17 protein-coding genes are annotated in these 16137 nt (G+C 36.5%); 7 read left to right on the plus strand and 10 right to left on the minus strand.

Going from position 1 to position 16137, the window contains the following annotated elements; all coding sequences use genetic code 11:
- Positions 1–75: 75 nt before the first annotated feature.
- Positions 76–1947: an Nramp family divalent metal transporter gene (locus tag LB076_RS02955; protein WP_066334994.1), complete on the minus strand. Its 1872-nt coding sequence runs from the start codon at positions 1945–1947 to the stop codon at positions 76–78.
- Positions 1948–2067: 120 nt separating this feature from the next.
- On the opposite strand from LB076_RS02955, the gene LB076_RS02960 reads away from it, so the two are divergent.
- The 4 genes from LB076_RS02960 to LB076_RS02975 all read left to right on the plus strand — a co-directional run bounded on the left by LB076_RS02960 (position 2068) and on the right by LB076_RS02975 (position 6529).
- Positions 2068–4308: a TonB-dependent receptor gene (locus LB076_RS02960; RefSeq protein WP_066334998.1), complete on the plus strand. Its 2241-nt coding sequence runs from the start codon at positions 2068–2070 to the stop codon at positions 4306–4308.
- Between the two features lie 47 nt (positions 4309–4355).
- Complete coding sequence (locus LB076_RS02965) at positions 4356–4820, plus strand: thioredoxin family protein (protein ID WP_066334999.1); 465 nt, start codon at positions 4356–4358, stop codon at positions 4818–4820.
- A 36-nt stretch (positions 4821–4856) separates the two neighbouring features.
- Positions 4857–6008, plus strand: coding sequence for a lycopene cyclase family protein (locus tag LB076_RS02970; RefSeq protein WP_066335006.1), 1152 nt, complete (start codon positions 4857–4859; stop codon positions 6006–6008).
- Between the two features lie 110 nt (positions 6009–6118).
- Positions 6119–6529, plus strand: coding sequence for a BrxA/BrxB family bacilliredoxin (locus tag LB076_RS02975; protein WP_066335007.1), 411 nt, complete (start codon positions 6119–6121; stop codon positions 6527–6529).
- 486 nt (positions 6530–7015) lie between these two features.
- Here the strand turns inward: LB076_RS02975 and LB076_RS02985 are convergent, their stop codons facing one another.
- From LB076_RS02985 to LB076_RS03025, 9 genes are all read right to left on the minus strand, one after another.
- The gene (locus LB076_RS02985) at positions 7016–7333 is read right to left on the minus strand and encodes a hypothetical protein (RefSeq protein WP_066335012.1); all 318 of its coding nucleotides are present in this window, start codon (positions 7331–7333) and stop codon (positions 7016–7018) included.
- Between the two features lie 55 nt (positions 7334–7388).
- Complete coding sequence (locus LB076_RS02990) at positions 7389–7922, minus strand: hypothetical protein (protein ID WP_066335013.1); 534 nt, start codon at positions 7920–7922, stop codon at positions 7389–7391.
- A gap of 65 nt (positions 7923–7987) precedes the next feature.
- Complete coding sequence (locus tag LB076_RS02995) at positions 7988–8611, minus strand: hypothetical protein (RefSeq protein ID WP_141672834.1); 624 nt, start codon at positions 8609–8611, stop codon at positions 7988–7990.
- A gap of 7 nt (positions 8612–8618) precedes the next feature.
- A complete protein-coding gene (locus LB076_RS03000) occupies positions 8619–8846 on the minus strand; it encodes a hypothetical protein (RefSeq protein ID WP_066335016.1) in 228 nt (75 codons plus the stop codon).
- 81 nt (positions 8847–8927) lie between these two features.
- Entirely contained in the window at positions 8928–9137 is a 210-nt protein-coding gene (locus tag LB076_RS03005; protein WP_141672835.1) for a hypothetical protein, read from the minus strand.
- 57 nt (positions 9138–9194) lie between these two features.
- A complete protein-coding gene (locus tag LB076_RS03010) occupies positions 9195–9803 on the minus strand; it encodes a hypothetical protein (protein WP_066335022.1) in 609 nt (202 codons plus the stop codon).
- 62 nt (positions 9804–9865) lie between these two features.
- The gene (locus tag LB076_RS03015) at positions 9866–10318 is read right to left on the minus strand and encodes a hypothetical protein (protein WP_141672836.1); all 453 of its coding nucleotides are present in this window, start codon (positions 10316–10318) and stop codon (positions 9866–9868) included.
- Positions 10319–10370: 52 nt separating this feature from the next.
- On the minus strand, positions 10371–11078 hold the full coding sequence (locus LB076_RS03020; protein ID WP_066335027.1) for a hypothetical protein: 708 nt from the start codon (positions 11076–11078) through the stop codon (positions 10371–10373).
- Positions 11075–12511 carry an RHS repeat-associated core domain-containing protein gene (locus LB076_RS03025; protein WP_078055287.1) on the minus strand — a complete coding sequence of 479 codons (1437 nt, stop codon included), beginning with the start codon at positions 12509–12511 and terminating at the stop codon, positions 11075–11077. Before LB076_RS03025 ends, LB076_RS03020 begins: the two co-directional genes overlap by 4 nt.
- A gap of 254 nt (positions 12512–12765) precedes the next feature.
- Between LB076_RS03025 and trhO the strand changes: the two genes are divergently transcribed.
- The 3 genes from trhO to LB076_RS03040 all read left to right on the plus strand — a co-directional run bounded on the left by trhO (position 12766) and on the right by LB076_RS03040 (position 16132).
- A complete protein-coding gene (trhO, locus tag LB076_RS03030; RefSeq protein WP_066335032.1) occupies positions 12766–14142 on the plus strand; it encodes an oxygen-dependent tRNA uridine(34) hydroxylase TrhO in 1377 nt (458 codons plus the stop codon).
- A 183-nt stretch (positions 14143–14325) separates the two neighbouring features.
- Positions 14326–15669 carry a PSP1 domain-containing protein gene (locus LB076_RS03035; protein ID WP_066335035.1) on the plus strand — a complete coding sequence of 448 codons (1344 nt, stop codon included), beginning with the start codon at positions 14326–14328 and terminating at the stop codon, positions 15667–15669.
- Positions 15653–16132: a gliding motility lipoprotein GldH gene (locus LB076_RS03040; protein WP_066335037.1), complete on the plus strand. Its 480-nt coding sequence runs from the start codon at positions 15653–15655 to the stop codon at positions 16130–16132. Before LB076_RS03035 ends, LB076_RS03040 begins: the two co-directional genes overlap by 17 nt.
- The last annotated feature ends 5 nt before the right edge of the window (positions 16133–16137 follow it).

The following is a 16137-nucleotide window of genomic DNA, read 5'->3' on the forward strand; positions in this document are numbered from 1 at the left end:
CAGCGGCATCCTTTATCTTTTTTCTTTAAAAAGATAAAGATATAGCGGAGAGCGGGAAATGGCTTCACGTTTTTTTTATTCTTTTAGGATCAATAGAGGGATGGTTATTTTGTGTCTTAATTTATCTACGGTGGTCCCAAAGATTAGATCCTTAAGGCCGGTGTGGCCGTGGGTTCCCATGACTAAAATATCAAAATTGCCTTGGCTGAGGATCTTGGGTATTACTTTGTTGGGTTTGCCAAAGCCAAGCTGCGTGCTTATTTTGAAGCCTTTGGCAGAAAGCATTTCTTTGTATTCTTCTAGTAATTTTTCGTCTATTAGGGTTTCGTGATCGTCGGTGTGGTCTCCGTACATCAGGGCGCCTACGGTTTCTACTACATGTATTAGGGTGTAGTTGGCTGTGGTGCCTCCGAGTTCAAAGGCGCCGTTTAGGGCTACGGCATCGGCGGAAGAAAAATCTACGGCAATGGCTATGTTTTTTTTGGTATCAGCGGTGGTTTTTGAAAACCGCAGGTTTAAATGGTGTGGCGAATGGTTTTGAAAGGCTGTCTTGGATTTGGTTATAAAGGGTTTGATGACAATGTATAGCAACAATACTAAAAAACCCAGAGCTAAGGGCACTACGGTAAGCCATAACAGGATAGGGTTTTCGGAGGTTTCTAACCAACCGTTGATTTCGTCTACTACTAGTTTTCCGTTTAGGATTACGATAATGGTGGCTACGATCCACGAGGCTATTTGGGTCCATTTGCCTATATGAAATCCTTTCATCTTGGATTTATCGCTCACAAAGTGGATTAACGGAATGATGGCAAATCCCAATTGCAAACTCAATATTACTTGACTAAAGATGAGTAGTTTGCCTGTTACGCCTTCGCCAAAAATGGTGATGACAATTACGGCCGGAACTATGGCTATTAATCGGGTGATGATCCGGCGCACCCAAGGCTGGATTCTTAAATTAAGATAGCCTTCCATGATGATTTGTCCGGCTAAGGTTCCGGTTATGGTGGAGCTTTGGCCTGCTGCTATTAGTGCTACTGCAAATAGTATTGGAGCCCATTTGGTGCCTAAGAGGGGTTGCAAAAATTTGTGTGCGTCTTGAATTTCGGCAACTTGGTGCATGCCTACTTTATAAAATGTGGCTGCTGCCAAAATTAAAATGGCGGCATTGACAAAGAACGCAAGATTCAAGGCGATGGTAGAATCGATGAAATTGTATTTTAGGGCTTGTTTGATTCCGGCGGTTGTTCTGTCAAATTTTCGGGTTTGCACCAATGAAGAATGTAAGTATAGGTTGTGGGGCATTACGGTTGCTCCAATAATTCCGATGGCTATATACAATGCGGTTTCGTTGGGCATGGATGGGATTAATCCCAATAGAACTTTGTCCATCTCGGGTTGGGCAAAAATCATCTCAAACACAAACGAAACGCCAATTACCATCACCAAGGCAATAATAAAAGCTTCCATTTTTCGAATGCCTTTGTTGATTAAAAACAGCAGTAAAAAGGTGTCCAATACGGTGATCAGAACTCCCTCAATAAGTGGAATACCGAACAATAGATTGATCCCGATGGCCATTCCTAAAACTTCTGCTAGATCACAGGCGGCAATGGCTACCTCTGCCAAAAAATACAAAATGTAGTTGATGAATTTGGAATAGGTTTCTCGAGAGGCTTGGGCTAAATCCCGTTGGGTTACAATACCTAACCTTGCGCTCAAGCTTTGCAAAAGCAAGGCCATAATGTTGCTCATCAATAAAACCCATAGCAGTGAGTAGCCAAATTGGCTTCCTCCGGCTAGATCTGTTGCCCAATTTCCGGGATCCATGTAGCCTACACTAATTAGATATGCTGGCCCAAAGAAAGCGAGGATTTTTCGAAAAACGGATTTTTTGTCTTGAGTAGCAACGGATTGGTTTACTTCTTCTAATGATTTGCTCATGTATATCGCTATTTGAGGCAAATATAATTGTATTTTTTTGTTATATGAAATATAATTTTTAGATTTGTCTAAATTTATACACAGTCATAATCTAAAAATTATATTTTGAAAACAATTATAATGGTACTTTCTTTAGGATTGCTATCCGGCTTATCTTTTGCGCAAGCTACCCTAAAAGGGACCGTTACCACCAACGGCATGCCTTTGCCACATGCTAATATTGTAGTAAAAAAAGCAAAAAAAGCCGTAGTTACGGATAGCCAAGGAAAGTACCAGATAGCTAATCTGGATCCTGGTGTTTATGAAGTTGGCGTTTCTTACACTGGGTTTCGATCCCAGCAAAAAAAAGAAGTGTTGGTGGATCGCACCCAAACGGTTTTGGATTTTGAACTAACCGAAGACAATACCCTAGACGAAATTGTAATTACAGGAACCCTAAAACCCGTGAGTAGACTAGAAAGTACGGTTCCGGTAGAGGTGTACAAACCTACTTTTTTTAAGAAAAACCCAACAGCCAATATTTTTGAAGCCTTGCAAAACGTAAATGGGGTGCGCCCACAATTAAATTGTAATGTATGTAATACTGGAGACATTCATATCAATGGACTCGAAGGACCTTATACGCTGGTGCTCATTGACGGTATGCCTATTGTTAGTGGTTTATCAACCGTTTATGGTTTGTCTGGAATTCCGAATTCTTTATTAGAACGTATTGAGATCGTCAAAGGGCCTGCATCCTCTTTATATGGTAGCGAAGCCGTTGGCGGTTTGATCAATATTATTACCAAAAACCCCAACAATGCTCCTGTGTTTTCGGCAGACGCGTTTGTAACCGGATGGGGCGAAAGCAATGCAGACCTTGGATTTAAAGGAAATATTGGCAAAACAGCATCCGTTTTAACGGGTGTGAATTATTTTAATTACAGCAACCCGATAGACAATAACAACGATAATTTTACGGACTTGACCTTACAAGACCGTATTTCGGTTTTTCAGAAATGGAATTTTAACCGCCAGAGTAACAAACTGCTTTCGGTGGCGGGACGCTATTTTTATGAAGATCGTTGGGGAGGTGCATTGCAGTGGAATAAAAAGCACCGCGGTGGCAGCCAAGTGTATGGTGAAAGTATTTACACCAAACGCTGGGAGTTGTTAGGAGCCTATGCGTTGCCCGTTTCCGAAAAAATGCAGTTTTCATTCTCCTACACAAGCCACGATCAGAACTCGGTGTATGGCAACGTGCCTTATCTGGCACAACAACGCATTGGTTTTGGGCAACTCAGTTGGGACAAAAAAATAAAGCAACACGACTTACTTTTTGGAACTGCATTACGTTACCAATATTATGATGACAACACCACCGCTACCCTAAACGAAGAGGTCAATTGGATCCCGAGTTGGTTTGTTCAAGACGAAATTGCTTTTGATGACCATCATAAAATACTGTTGGGAGCTCGTTACGACTATAACAACAACCACGGATCTATTTTTACGCCACGTTTTGCTTACAAATGGAAAATTAACAGCAATAATATTTTGCGTTTCAATACCGGAACTGGTTTTAGAATTGTGAATCTTTTTACCGAAGAACATGCGGCACTAACTGGATCTAGAGACGTTATTGTTCTCGAAGATTTAAAACCAGAACGCTCTATTAATGCCAACTTAAATTATCTTAAAAAAATATATACCAAAAATGGCCATTTTATAGGTATCGAAACCACTGCTTGGTACACCCGATTTAGCAATTCCATTATTCCAGATTATGACACCAATCCCAACCAAATAATTTACAAAAACTTAGATGGTCATGCGGTTACAAAAGGCGTGAGCACCAATCTGGATTTTGTATGCAATAATGGGTTGAAGATGATTCTGGGCGCAACGTACATGGCTGTTTCTAAAACAGAAAACAATACCACCACGCAGCAAATGCTAACCGAAAAATTCTCGGCAACTTGGGCAATTAGCTACCGTATTAACTCCTTGTTTTTGGACATAGATTATACCGGAAATCTTTATGGCCCGATGCGTTTGCCGCTGCTTGGAGACCTAGATCCAAGAAAAGAATACTCCCCTACTTGGAGCATTCAGAATATTCAATTTACCTTTAATAAACTTAAAAACATAGAGATTTACGGTGGTATAAAAAACCTGTTAAACTGGACCCCAAACAAAGGAAATCCGTTTATCATTGCAAGAGCAAACGATCCATTTGACCAAAACGTGCAGTACGATGCTAGCGGCAATGTGCAGGCTACTCCAGAGAACCCCTACGCCCTAAGTTTTGATCCAAGTTATGTATATGGTCCTAACCAAGGGATTCGTAGTTTTTTTGGAATACGCTATAGCTTGCGATAAACACAACATACAAATAGCTTGGTTTAAACTATTATAAAATAAAACTAATGAAACAAATCGTGTTGGTATGGCTGTTGGTGTTGCTTGCCACTACACCAAGTTTTGGGCAATTAAAAACCCATACTTTTCAAGAGGCAGCACAATTGGCAGAGCAAAACCCCAAACCTATGGTAGTTTTTATTCATACATCTTGGTGCAAATACTGCAAAATAATGGATAATAGTACCTTTAAAAACAAAGAAGTCATAGCCGTATTAAACGCCAATTTTTATTTCATTTCGTTGGATGCGCAGACCAAAGAGTCGATTACTTTCAACAAGCATACGTTCCGCTTTCAACCCACCGGAACAAAAACAGGAATGCATGAATTGGCTACGGCTTTAGCAACAATTAAGGATCAAGTTCGGTATCCTACACTAACTATTTTAGGAACCGATACTTCAATTATTTTTCAGCAACATTCTATTATTGGAGCTAACACACTGCTTTCAATTCTGGATAAGGCAAAATAATTTCCTATTTTTGGAATAAATTTTTATCCCTTTTTTATGAAACACTACGATTACATTTTTACAGGCTCGGGTTTAGCGGCATTGATGACGGTGTACAAAATGATCCAATCGGGTGCTTTTGAGGATAAAACAATTCTATTGATGGATCCAGATTCTAAGAAGATTAATGATCGTACGTGGTGTTTTTGGCAAGACGCGCCCTCGGATTGGGAACGGTCCGTAACTAAAAAATGGGAATTGGCTTTATTTGCTACTACTAAATTTCGTCGTGATTTAGAGTTAAAACCCTATACTTACAACCGAATCAACGCTTCTGATTTTTACAGCCAAGCTCTTGATCAGATTTCGAAACAAAAAAACATTCACTTTCTCAACGAAAAAGTTACCGATATCCATGAATTAAAAACACATGTTTATGTTGCCACCGAAACCCAAAGTTTCACGGGCGAAAAGGTATTCAATAGTATTTATCGAAAAGGCGAAGCCGAGAGCCAAACCAAATACCCTATTTTGCAACAGCATTTTATAGGTTGGTTTATAAAAAGCAAAGAAGCAGTTTTCAACCCAGAGCAAGCGACTTTTATGGATTTTTCGGTAGCGCAAAAAGGCAACACCCGTTTTATGTATGTTCTACCCACTGCAACCAACGAAGCTTTGGTAGAATACACCCTGTTTTCGCACCAAGTATTAGACAAAAGGGACTACGAAACCGAAATCCAAAACTACCTTGCAAAATTAGGTGTCACAGAATACGAAATTACCGACAAAGAAAAAGGCAGCATCCCGATGAGTTGCTATCCCTTCTGGAAAAAAAACAGCCAACGCGTACTACATATAGGCACAGCAGGCGGATGGACCAAAGCCAGCACGGGCTACACCTTTAAAAATGCGGATAAAAAATCTACCGCTTTAATTGCCTTTTTACAAAAGGAATCGGATTTAACTACCTTTCATAAACGCACTAAATTCTGGTTTTATGATTTGCTTTTACTAGATATTTTAGATCGAGACAACCAAAAGGGAGCCAGAATATTCTCCTCGATGTTCCAAAAAGGGAGTCCTGCTCTGATTTTTAAATTTCTGGATGAAGAAACCTCGTTTTATGAGGATATTCGAGTGATTTTAAAATGTCCAAAAATGCCTTTTATCTGGTCCTTAATCCGGTCTGTGCGCTATTTATGGCCATAAAAACCACTAGCTATCCAACAATAACAAAACTTTATAACACAAAGGAGCCAATTCTTTTTAAACTTTGTAACTTTGTGGTTCCAAAAAAATAACATCTAAAATAAAACAATATGTATCCAGAAGAAATGGTAAAACCCATGCAAGCGGAATTAACCGTAGCAGGTTTTCAAGATTTACATAGTGCTGAGGCAGTTGAAAACGCATTAAAAGCAAGTGGTACTACTCTTGTTGTGGTAAACTCGGTTTGTGGTTGTGCTGCTAGAAATGCACGTCCGGGAGCAAAAATGAGTTTAGAAGGTGCTAAAAAACCAGATCATTTAATCACGGTTTTTGCAGGCGTAGATAAAGAAGCGGTAGATGCTGCTAGACAACAAATGTTTCCTTTTCCTCCCTCTTCGCCTTCTATGGCATTATTTAAAAACGGAGAATTGGTACACATGTTGGAGCGCCACCACATTGAAGGTCGTCCTGCAGAAATGATTGCAGAAAACTTAAAAGATGCTTTTAACGAATACTGTTAATACTTCTGTTAACTACAAAGTATTGCGCTAAGTACGCAAAAATTTCAACCGCCGCTTTGCAGATTTTTAACCTGTGAAGCGGCGGTTTTTTTTGGAGCTATTTCCAGCTATTCGTTACAATCTTTTTACCCGCTAAAAAACGCGGCTAAAAAGGATTTGGCAAACTGATTTAGCTGGTCGGTTAGGCACTGGTAAAAATGCATTAGGAAGATATGAGAGAAACGAAGTTTTTCCCTCTATAGATATTGCTCGTAAATGCCGATATTCTAGAAGTATCTTTAGATTATCTTACTAGCAAAGAAGATGTGCAGATGGACAAAAACACCAGTAGTCGTATTCTTGAAGTTGCTAAATTTGAAGAAACTGACCGCAATCCTATTTTTTTCTGTTATTGATGCTTTTATTGCTAAAAGAAAAATTCAAAGCATTTTATAAACACCAAAGCCGAGCAATGCTCGGCTTTCTTTTTTTAAATTCTAAATATATTTACCTGTTTTCAATAGAGATAACTTCTATATTTACCTCTTGACCATCTTTTAAATATCCAGGGTTATACATATCTCCACCCAATACATTCAATCCAGACACTGAAATATCACATATTTTTGAAGAATCAATCCTAATTTTAACTGACCCCGTAGAATCTGTTACATATTGTCCGACTTTATCAAAAGTTTTCATTAAATAACCAATTCCTTCTTTTCTTACTACTACAGTATCAAATTTATTAACTCTACGTTGTTTGGTTTCTTTATCAACTGAATTTATTGTTATAGTAATCTGATTTTTTGAATCATCTTTCATATTGCAATTTGAGATTAATAATGAAAATAGAGAAGCAAATACAACTATTTCTAATTTAAGGATTCTTGATCGCATACCTTGTTATATTTAAGTGATTAATTAGTCCTCCATTATAAGATTGTCCCGTTAAATTCACATTGTTAATTGCAGGCCATTGGAAACTACCACTTACTGGACTACCTTGAAAAGGATTATCAGCCCAAAATAGTACGCCATCAACAGGATTTCTTTGATAGTAATTAGTTACTTTCGACACGTTAGGGTAATCAAAATTAAAACTACCTCCAAAATACATCCCTACTGGGTCATAAAGAGTCATTTCAGAAATATGTATATTCATTGCTCCAAGTTTGTTCGCAATTCTTACTGCTGCTGCTCCACCACGACTATGACCATAAAGCTTTAATTGATTGCCTTTTTCAAATCCTGCTTTCAAATAAGCTATGATTTCATCATCGCCACCACCTACTGAACTGGCAAACACTTTACCCCCTTGTCCCTCAACTAATTTTTTTAAGGCAGGATTACCACTTGCTTCTTCGCCTCCTGCACCATTAATACCTGCAACTGTATACTTTGGTTTCATCATTGCGTGAGCCAGATGATTCAGTCCACTAACGACAAGACCAGTTACTGCTCCTTGCCAAAAATTACCTATTTTAAAATTAACGGCAACTTGTTAGAAACTAATTTATCTGTGAAAAACTTATAGCCTTTCTTTTTGACAGAGTCTATCACGCTGTTTGAAAATCTTTTATTAATAAAATCTTTTTTAACAGAATATTCTATCTCACATTTGTATTTTTCATTATCATTTAGTTTGTAATATATAATCGTTTCTTCGTTCTCTCTCACAACTAAATGGAAAGGTATATTCAATTTTACAGAGCTATTTGCCTTAACAAATATTAGACTTAATTTATCTTCTTTTACATACTTTTGGCTATGTCCATAATTATCCAAATTTGTATTATTTTGTGAGTTTTTATCATATGAAACATCTTTTACCCATATGGAATTTATTTTATTTTGACCATCATAAATTGTCAATTTAGGATTAATAAGTGCATTTAAATCGTGGTAGTAATCAGTACTTCTAATTGGAAAAACAGTATCAATTATAAAGCAATAATTTATTTTAGAATTATTTTCTATTTGGAAAGTAATTTTTTCATTATCTCGTATGTTAGTGTTAATTATACGTAACCTAATGTCCGATTTGTTATATTCAGTAAAACTAAAAAAAATGATTAGTAAGGATATAAATATTGTTTTCATATAAATGTTATCTAAAGCCATTATACATTTTATTCCAAAGATTAACTTGATTGTTATAAGAACTAAAAGCCTCCAAATTTACAGAAGCACCAGGCATATTAAATTGCCAATTATAAGCTTTTGCCTCTGACATAGCACTTCTATAACCATGTCCTACTTTATTATACCATCTTGCCATATTACCATTAACATAATCTGCTGCATGGTTTAATTCGTGTCCTATTGTACTGGCCAATTTTAAATAACTTGAAAAGGCATTTTTAGAGATAAGTATTTTAGAAATACTCCCTTTTAATGTGTTCGGATTAAATTCTCCTCACACTGTTAATCCATCAGCAAAATTACCTTTACCATCTGTTAAATTCTCACGAGATTCAAATGAAGGATTATGAGCTTCCGCAGACAATTCGGGTAATACTTTTTGAGCAAAACCAGCCAATTCCGAATCCGATAAGTTAACATAAGCATTTGGATCATTATATCCTGCGGCTTTTAAACGTCCAATCAAATCTGACCGTTGAGTCATTTTGTGCATCGCGTGATTCAGTCCACTAACAACTAATCCCGTAACCGCACTCAAATATTACTTTAAAATCAAAGGTACTTTGTTAGAGTTAATTTCCTTGTCATATAATTCATATCCCATTTGTTTTAAAGAATCCTTGATTTCTATTGGTAGTCTTTGTTTTAAGTATTCATCTAACTTTGGACTTATTAAAAAGCAAAAATATTTTGCGGTTTTTTTCATTTTTTCCTTTTGATAACCATACCAACAATTATCATTTATCTTGGTTTTCATTTTAAATGGTATTTTAAAATATACTCTCTGCTTTGATTTAATCTTTAAAATGTTTTTTACTTTTATTTTGTATTTAAAATCCTTATGCATTAAATTATTGTAACATTCGTAATCTACTAGTTCTATGTCTATCTCGTTATTGCAATCATCTTTAATCCCAATATTAGTTAAATATAAAAATTCAGAAGCACTAATAGGAGCTAATTTATTATAGGAACTTGTTGTGTCTAGAAGAATATAATAATCTTTTGTACTTCTATTTATTAATTCAACATCAAAATTACTGTTATCATTAATCAATTTATTTAATATTCGAAATTCTAATTCATCTTTTTTTATTTGTTTACTACTTATACATAAAAACAAAATAATTAGTATTGATATATATCTCATGTTTTTTACATTTTTAAGATTTTAAAATCATTTTTCTATATGAAATGAACAGTAACCATCCATTATTGTCTCATATAAATTTCCCAGTTTGTTGCTTTTGTTTCCGACAAAGAATGTGCAACACCTGCACTATTATGATTCGCCCAATTAGCATAATCCCCAGAAATGTGATCAACCACATGATTTAATTCATGACCGACCGTAGTGGCAAGTTGACGTATTGAATTTAGAACATTACTTCTAATTAATATTTTCCCTAATGATCTAACTGTATATTTACCACTTGCATCTACAGTAAATTCTTTACAAGCTCGACCCGCAATGTTTGGATCGTTACCAATCATTAATTGTTTTTCAAAATCAGGTGAATTTGCGTCTTTAAATAATTCAGGAAAAACTTTTGAAGCAAATTCTTTTATCTTTTCATTACTCCAATTTAAATATGGATCTTTATCAAGTTCATTTCCATAACCTCCAGTCCTTATTGCTTTTTCTAGACGTGAACTTTCCTGCATTTTATGCATCGAGTGATTGAGCCCACTAACAACTAATATTAATTGTCATACGTTACTCCAAAATCTTGATTGGAACTTTGTTTTTACTTTCAATAATACCATTGTAAACTTTTACATTATTTGCTTCAATAGTCTTTAAAATATCATTTGGCAAAACATTTTTGTAGTTAGAAGAATCACTTGCAATTGATAATTTAGAGTAGTACTTTTTATTAGAATCTAAACTTACATATCCCTGCCTTACTGCATCAAAATTTATAGGTTTGTTTAAATTAATAGTATAATAAAAAAAGATAGTTTCATTAGGATGGATAAAGAAAATATTATTTCTTTCATACAATCCAAAATATTTTAGATTAGTCTTATTCCTTAATCTACTCTCGTTTACATTAAAATCTTCAAACATAAAATTTATACCTTTTTCAGTTTCTAAATCTTGATGCCTGTATCTCTTTATCTCATATTTGGATTCAATATTTTTATCATCATAAATACGTAAATTAACTCCATTTTTGTAAACTGCTGTCTTTGATAAAAGATCTTGCTCAGTTAAATTATTTATAAAAAATATCTCGTTAGAATTATTCTTTAAACTGTACTTAACTATGTTTATTGAATCTTTATCACTATTTTTAGAATAACTAACAATATTTTCATTCAATAACGATAGTTCTAAATCGTTTTTTTTATCGGTTTTATTACATCTTATAAAAAGTGGTAAAGCAGATAAAACAATAATTATTAGTGCTGTTTTTCTCATTTTGCCCAAAAGTTTAACATATTGTGATAATTTTGATTCATTCTTGACAAAACATAAGGCTGATTATCTCCAAAACGATATTGTGCAGAATAAGCATCTAATTCCATCATATACCATTTTCCGCCTTCACCACGATATCCATCGCCGTAAAGTTTTCCCCAAGCTTCATAACGATTATCGTATCTTTTACCTCCTACAGTATATGGTGCGAAATATTGAAATGCGTGTCTATATTCGTGAAATAAAACTCCTGCAAAATAAAGATTATTTTTAGATGACAACAGCCCTTTGTTTAAATCCACATTACCATTTTCTGTAATAGCGACATACTCATTTCCTTCTAAACCATATGAGTGTGTTGGAGAATTTCCAGCTTCATAGCCTTCCGCCAATCCATCAACATTTTGATGTAATTTGGCAATACCCGCATCAGATACATCTGCTTTTTGAAATGCAAGAGCTTTGTTCTTAAATCTTGATAAAAGAGTGCGTCTTTGGTCTATTTTATGCATCGCGTGATTCAGCCCACTAACCACCAAACCAGTTACTGCTCCCTGCCAAAAATTACCACCAGTAAGTCGAGCACCCACACCACCAGAAACTGTACCAAAAGCGATCATACCAGCACTACCTGTTCCTGAACCTATACCTTTCATACCAGTATTAGGAATACTGCTTCCATTCTCATCAACACTTGGGCCTCCACTCCAAACACTACTAGCGATACTACTTAAGGCGCCCGCTGCAAAACCACTCCAAAATTTACCCCCAGAAATTGCTGTCATGCTTCCCTGAAAAGTGCCGTGTGCAGCTGCCTGAAATGCAGCTCTAGAAAAGAAGTTCGAGAACAAATTTTCTGCCCCTGTACCAATACCAAAGGTTACCGCAGCACTTGCTGCTCCTATAAAGGTAGCTTTTGCTAAACCTCCAACACTAAAGGGCACATCGCTTAATGCCGCAGTCAAAGTATAAGTTAATGCCGCTACTGCTGCACCAATCCCTACAGCGGCCAAGAAAACAATTTCACCACTGGGATCTGTATACTTAAGTGGGTTATTCCAACAATACCCGTACTTGTTGTAGTTTTGAGTATTATAAGGCTCTTGAACATAATTGTCGGGTTGCAAGAAACGATGCAATTTGCCATCGTACAAACGTCCGTTCATATGTATGAGTCCTACGCTTTGCAAATGCTCATGCCCTGTATAACCTCGGTCTAAAATCGTTAGGCCTGCTAGTATATTGCCAGCACCGTCTTGTACTTTTACAATAGTTCCCCAAGCATCAAATAAGCGCTTTTCTACTACTTTTCCTGTTTGATCACTTACAGCAACAATTGATCCTTGGTAATCTCTGTGTAAATATAAATAATTTTGTGTAGTTCCATCGCTTTTTAATACAATAGGCGCACTGTATCCATCGTTCTGGCGTATTTATCTAGCTTTGCAACAATAAATAAAATGGAAAGAAATTTATATTTTTTGAGTTGTTAGATTCCTTCTTTGCCAAAAAAACAAATTTCTTTACACCTCAAAAACCCTAGCCCAGATGGAAACGGCATCCTGTTGTGCCAGGGTTTGGCACAACAGATAGAGTGTACAGCTGGAAATAGCTCCTAAACTTTGCTGCTCTAAAACTTTTGCGTACTTTTGGGGCAATAATTTTTCACCCTTAAACCGTTTATAGCATGCAACTGTATAACACTTTAAGCGCAGAAGAAAGAGCCATCATGATTGATGATGCCGGAAAACAAAGGCTTACTTTGTCTTTCTATGCTTATGCGCAAATCTCAGATCCAACTCAATTTAGAAATGATTTATTCCGTGCTTGGGATCCGCTGGTGGTTCTTGGTCGAATATATGTAGCCTCCGAGGGGATTAATGCGCAGTTATCGCTACCCGCAGATAATTTCTATGCTTTTAAAGACACTATTGAAAAGTATGATTTCATGCAAGGCATGCGATTGAATATTGCTGTAGAGCAAGACGATCATTCGTTCTTAAAGCTGACCATTAAAGTACGTGACAAGATTGTTGCAGATGGTTTGAATGATGCAACTTTTGATGTAACCAATATTGGGGTGCACTTAAAGGCGAAAGAATTTAACGAAATATTGGACGATCCAAATACTATTGTAGTAGATTTTAGAAACCATTATGAGAGTGAAATTGGCTATTTTAAAGGCGCAATTACTCCTGATGTGGATACTTTTAGAGAATCGTTGCCGATTATCAACGAGCAATTACAAAATTTTAAAGAAGATAAAAACTTAGTGATGTATTGCACCGGAGGAATCCGTTGTGAGAAAGCTTCGGCATACTTTAAACACCAAGGCTTTAAAAAGGTGTTCCAGCTTGAAGGCGGAATTATCAATTATGCCAAACAGATTAAAGAGGAAAAATTAGAGAGCAAATTTATAGGTAAAAACTTTGTATTTGACCACCGCTTAGGCGAAAGGATCACGGACGATATTGTTTCCCAATGCCACCAATGCGGAAAACCTTGTGATGTGCATACCAATTGCATCAACGAAGGCTGTCATTTGTTGTTTATTCAATGCGAAGAATGTGCTCAAGCCATGCAGGGCTGTTGTTCTGCGGCTTGTGTGGATGTGATTCATTTGCCTGAAGAGGAGCAAAAAGCAATTAGAAGAGGGATTAAAAACGGAAATAAAATTTTCAAAAAAGGAAAATCGGAGGTATTGACTTTCAAAAACAGAGCAGCCAACCAAGATCCTTTGGCAGCTGTTCCTAATTTGGCAGATTTGACCAAATCCAAGGCATTGGCAAAAAAAATACCAAAAATAAAAAAACAATACATAGGTAGAGGCACGCACTTTTATCCAAAATCCAGCATTGGTCAATTTGCAATTGAAGAAAATGAAATTAAAGTTGGCGACACGATTTTGATTAAAGGATCCACTACTGGAGAGCAACAATTGGTAATTACGGATATGCAAGTAAATGACGCAAAAGCAACTAAGGCCGTTGCGGAGGATATTTGTACTTTTAAATTGCCTTTTAGAATTCGATTATCGGATAAATTATATAAGGTTTTGGATTAAAACCCAAGCCGTTCTATTTTAAAATGCTTGTTTGTAGTAGTTACAAACAGGCATTTTTGGTATAATATACTTACATCCATGTAGTTGGTAAGTTTTGCAACTTAACCTTAAAAAATACTATCTTTACACATTAATCGTTTTAAGAACTTAAGTTGTGCTAGTCACAACACTACATATAAAATTATGGCATGTACAAGTTGTTCAACTTCGGATGGTGGCGCACCTAAGGGTTGTAAAAATAATGGAACTTGCGGCACGGATAGCTGCAACAAATTAACTGTTTTTGATTGGCTGGCTAATATTAGTTTACCTAACGGAGAAGCTCCTTTTGATTGCGTAGAGGTACGTTTTAAAAATGGAAGAAAAGAGTTTTATCGTAACTCCGAAAAACTAACCTTATCTATCGGAGATATTGTAGCCACAGTGGCTTCGCCGGGTCATGATATTGGTATTGTAACCCTTACCGGGGAGTTGGTAAAAATCCAAATGAAGAAAAAAGGAGCCAATTATAAAGGCAACGAAATTCCAAAAATATACCGTAAAGCATCCCAAAAAGATATTGACATTTGGTCCACAGCACGCGATAAAGAAGAACCAATGAAAGTTCGGGCCAGAGAATTGGCTATTGCGCACAAATTAGAAATGAAAATATCCGATATTGAATTTCAAGGAGATGGATCTAAGGCTACCTTTTATTATACGGCCAATGATCGGGTAGACTTTAGAATGTTAATCAAGGATTTTGCCAAAGAGTTTAGTACCCGCGTAGAGATGAAACAAGTAGGTTTCCGTCAAGAAGCTGCTCGTTTGGGCGGTATTGGATCCTGTGGTAGAGAACTTTGTTGCTCTACTTGGCTAACCGATTTTAGAAGCGTCAACACCTCTGCAGCACGCTACCAACAACTCTCTCTAAACCCTCAAAAGTTAGCAGGACAATGCGGCAAATTAAAATGCTGCTTGAACTACGAATTAGACACCTACATGGATGCTTTAAAAGGTTTTCCGGATTTTGAAACCAAATTAGTCACCGAAAAAGGAGACGCTATTTGTCAAAAACAAGATATCTTTAAAGGGCTAATGTGGTTTGCCTATACCAATAATTTTGCCAATTGGCACATCCTAAAAATTGACAAGGTAAAAGAAATCATTGCCGAAAATAAATTAAAGAACAAAGTATCTGCTCTAGAAGACTATGCTATAGAAATCATTCCAGAAGCAACCAAAGACTTTAATAACGCCATGGGGCAAGAGAGTTTAACGCGTTTTGACCAGCCCAAAAAAGGCCGAAGACCTAGCCGAAAACCCACCAAAAAAGCATCCGAAAATGCCATTGTACCCAATTCTAGAAAACCAATAGAGAACAAAAGACCTATTGAGAACAAAGCACCTTCTGGCAACAAAAGACCAATTCGCAAAAAACCAACCAATCCAGAGGCCAGAAAACCTGCCGCAAACAATGCCGCAAATAACCCGGCAGCACCAGCCAGAAAACCAATAATTATTAAAAAAAATGACGCTAAAAAATAGTATTTTAGTTCTTCTGATGGCAGTACTCTTTTTTTCTTGTGATAAAAAAAGAGTATTTGATCAGTACCAATCCGTAGGAAGTGCGTGGCACAAAGACAGTGTGCTTTCTTTTAATTTACCCGAATTAGATTCTACCAAAAGATACCACTTATTTATCACCATCAGGAACAACAACAACTATCCTTTTAACAACCTGTTTTTAATTGCGTCTCTAGAAAAACCAAATGGATACACCAAAGTAGACACCCTAGAGTACCAAATGGCAGCGGCAGATGGCAGCCTATTGGGCAACGGATTTACAGATATCAAAGAGAGTAAATTAGTCTACAAAAACAACGTGCGTTTTAGAGGAAAATACAAAGTCAATATCCAGCAAGCCGTAAGAGAAACAGGCAAAATACCTGGCGTAACTGCCCTAGAAGGCGTTACAGAAGTAGGTTTACGAATAGAAAACATAGAATAACAAGA

The sequence above is a fragment of the Flavobacterium crassostreae genome, assembly GCF_001831475.1.
Taxonomy (GTDB): domain Bacteria; phylum Bacteroidota; class Bacteroidia; order Flavobacteriales; family Flavobacteriaceae; genus Flavobacterium; species Flavobacterium crassostreae.

Coding starts and splice junctions, on each gene's coding strand:
- LB076_RS02955 (WP_066334994.1), bottom strand. CDS start 1,947: ATGAGCAAATCATTAGAAGAAGTAAACCAATCCGTTGCTACTCAAGAC.
- LB076_RS02960 (WP_066334998.1), top strand. CDS start 2,068: ATGGTACTTTCTTTAGGATTGCTATCCGGCTTATCTTTTGCGCAAGCT.
- LB076_RS02965 (WP_066334999.1), top strand. CDS start 4,356: ATGAAACAAATCGTGTTGGTATGGCTGTTGGTGTTGCTTGCCACTACA.
- LB076_RS02970 (WP_066335006.1), top strand. CDS start 4,857: ATGAAACACTACGATTACATTTTTACAGGCTCGGGTTTAGCGGCATTG.
- LB076_RS02975 (WP_066335007.1), top strand. CDS start 6,119: ATGTATCCAGAAGAAATGGTAAAACCCATGCAAGCGGAATTAACCGTA.
- LB076_RS02985 (WP_066335012.1), bottom strand. CDS start 7,333: ATGAAAGATGATTCAAAAAATCAGATTACTATAACAATAAATTCAGTT.
- LB076_RS02990 (WP_066335013.1), bottom strand. CDS start 7,922: ATGATGAAACCAAAGTATACAGTTGCAGGTATTAATGGTGCAGGAGGC.
- LB076_RS02995 (WP_141672834.1), bottom strand. CDS start 8,611: ATGAAAACAATATTTATATCCTTACTAATCATTTTTTTTAGTTTTACT.
- LB076_RS03005 (WP_141672835.1), bottom strand. CDS start 9,137: ATGACTCAACGGTCAGATTTGATTGGACGTTTAAAAGCCGCAGGATAT.
- LB076_RS03010 (WP_066335022.1), bottom strand. CDS start 9,803: ATGAGATATATATCAATACTAATTATTTTGTTTTTATGTATAAGTAGT.
- LB076_RS03015 (WP_141672836.1), bottom strand. CDS start 10,318: ATGCAGGAAAGTTCACGTCTAGAAAAAGCAATAAGGACTGGAGGTTAT.
- LB076_RS03020 (WP_066335027.1), bottom strand. CDS start 11,078: ATGAGAAAAACAGCACTAATAATTATTGTTTTATCTGCTTTACCACTT.
- trhO (WP_066335032.1), top strand. CDS start 12,766: ATGCAACTGTATAACACTTTAAGCGCAGAAGAAAGAGCCATCATGATT.
- LB076_RS03035 (WP_066335035.1), top strand. CDS start 14,326: ATGGCATGTACAAGTTGTTCAACTTCGGATGGTGGCGCACCTAAGGGT.
- LB076_RS03040 (WP_066335037.1), top strand. CDS start 15,653: ATGACGCTAAAAAATAGTATTTTAGTTCTTCTGATGGCAGTACTCTTT.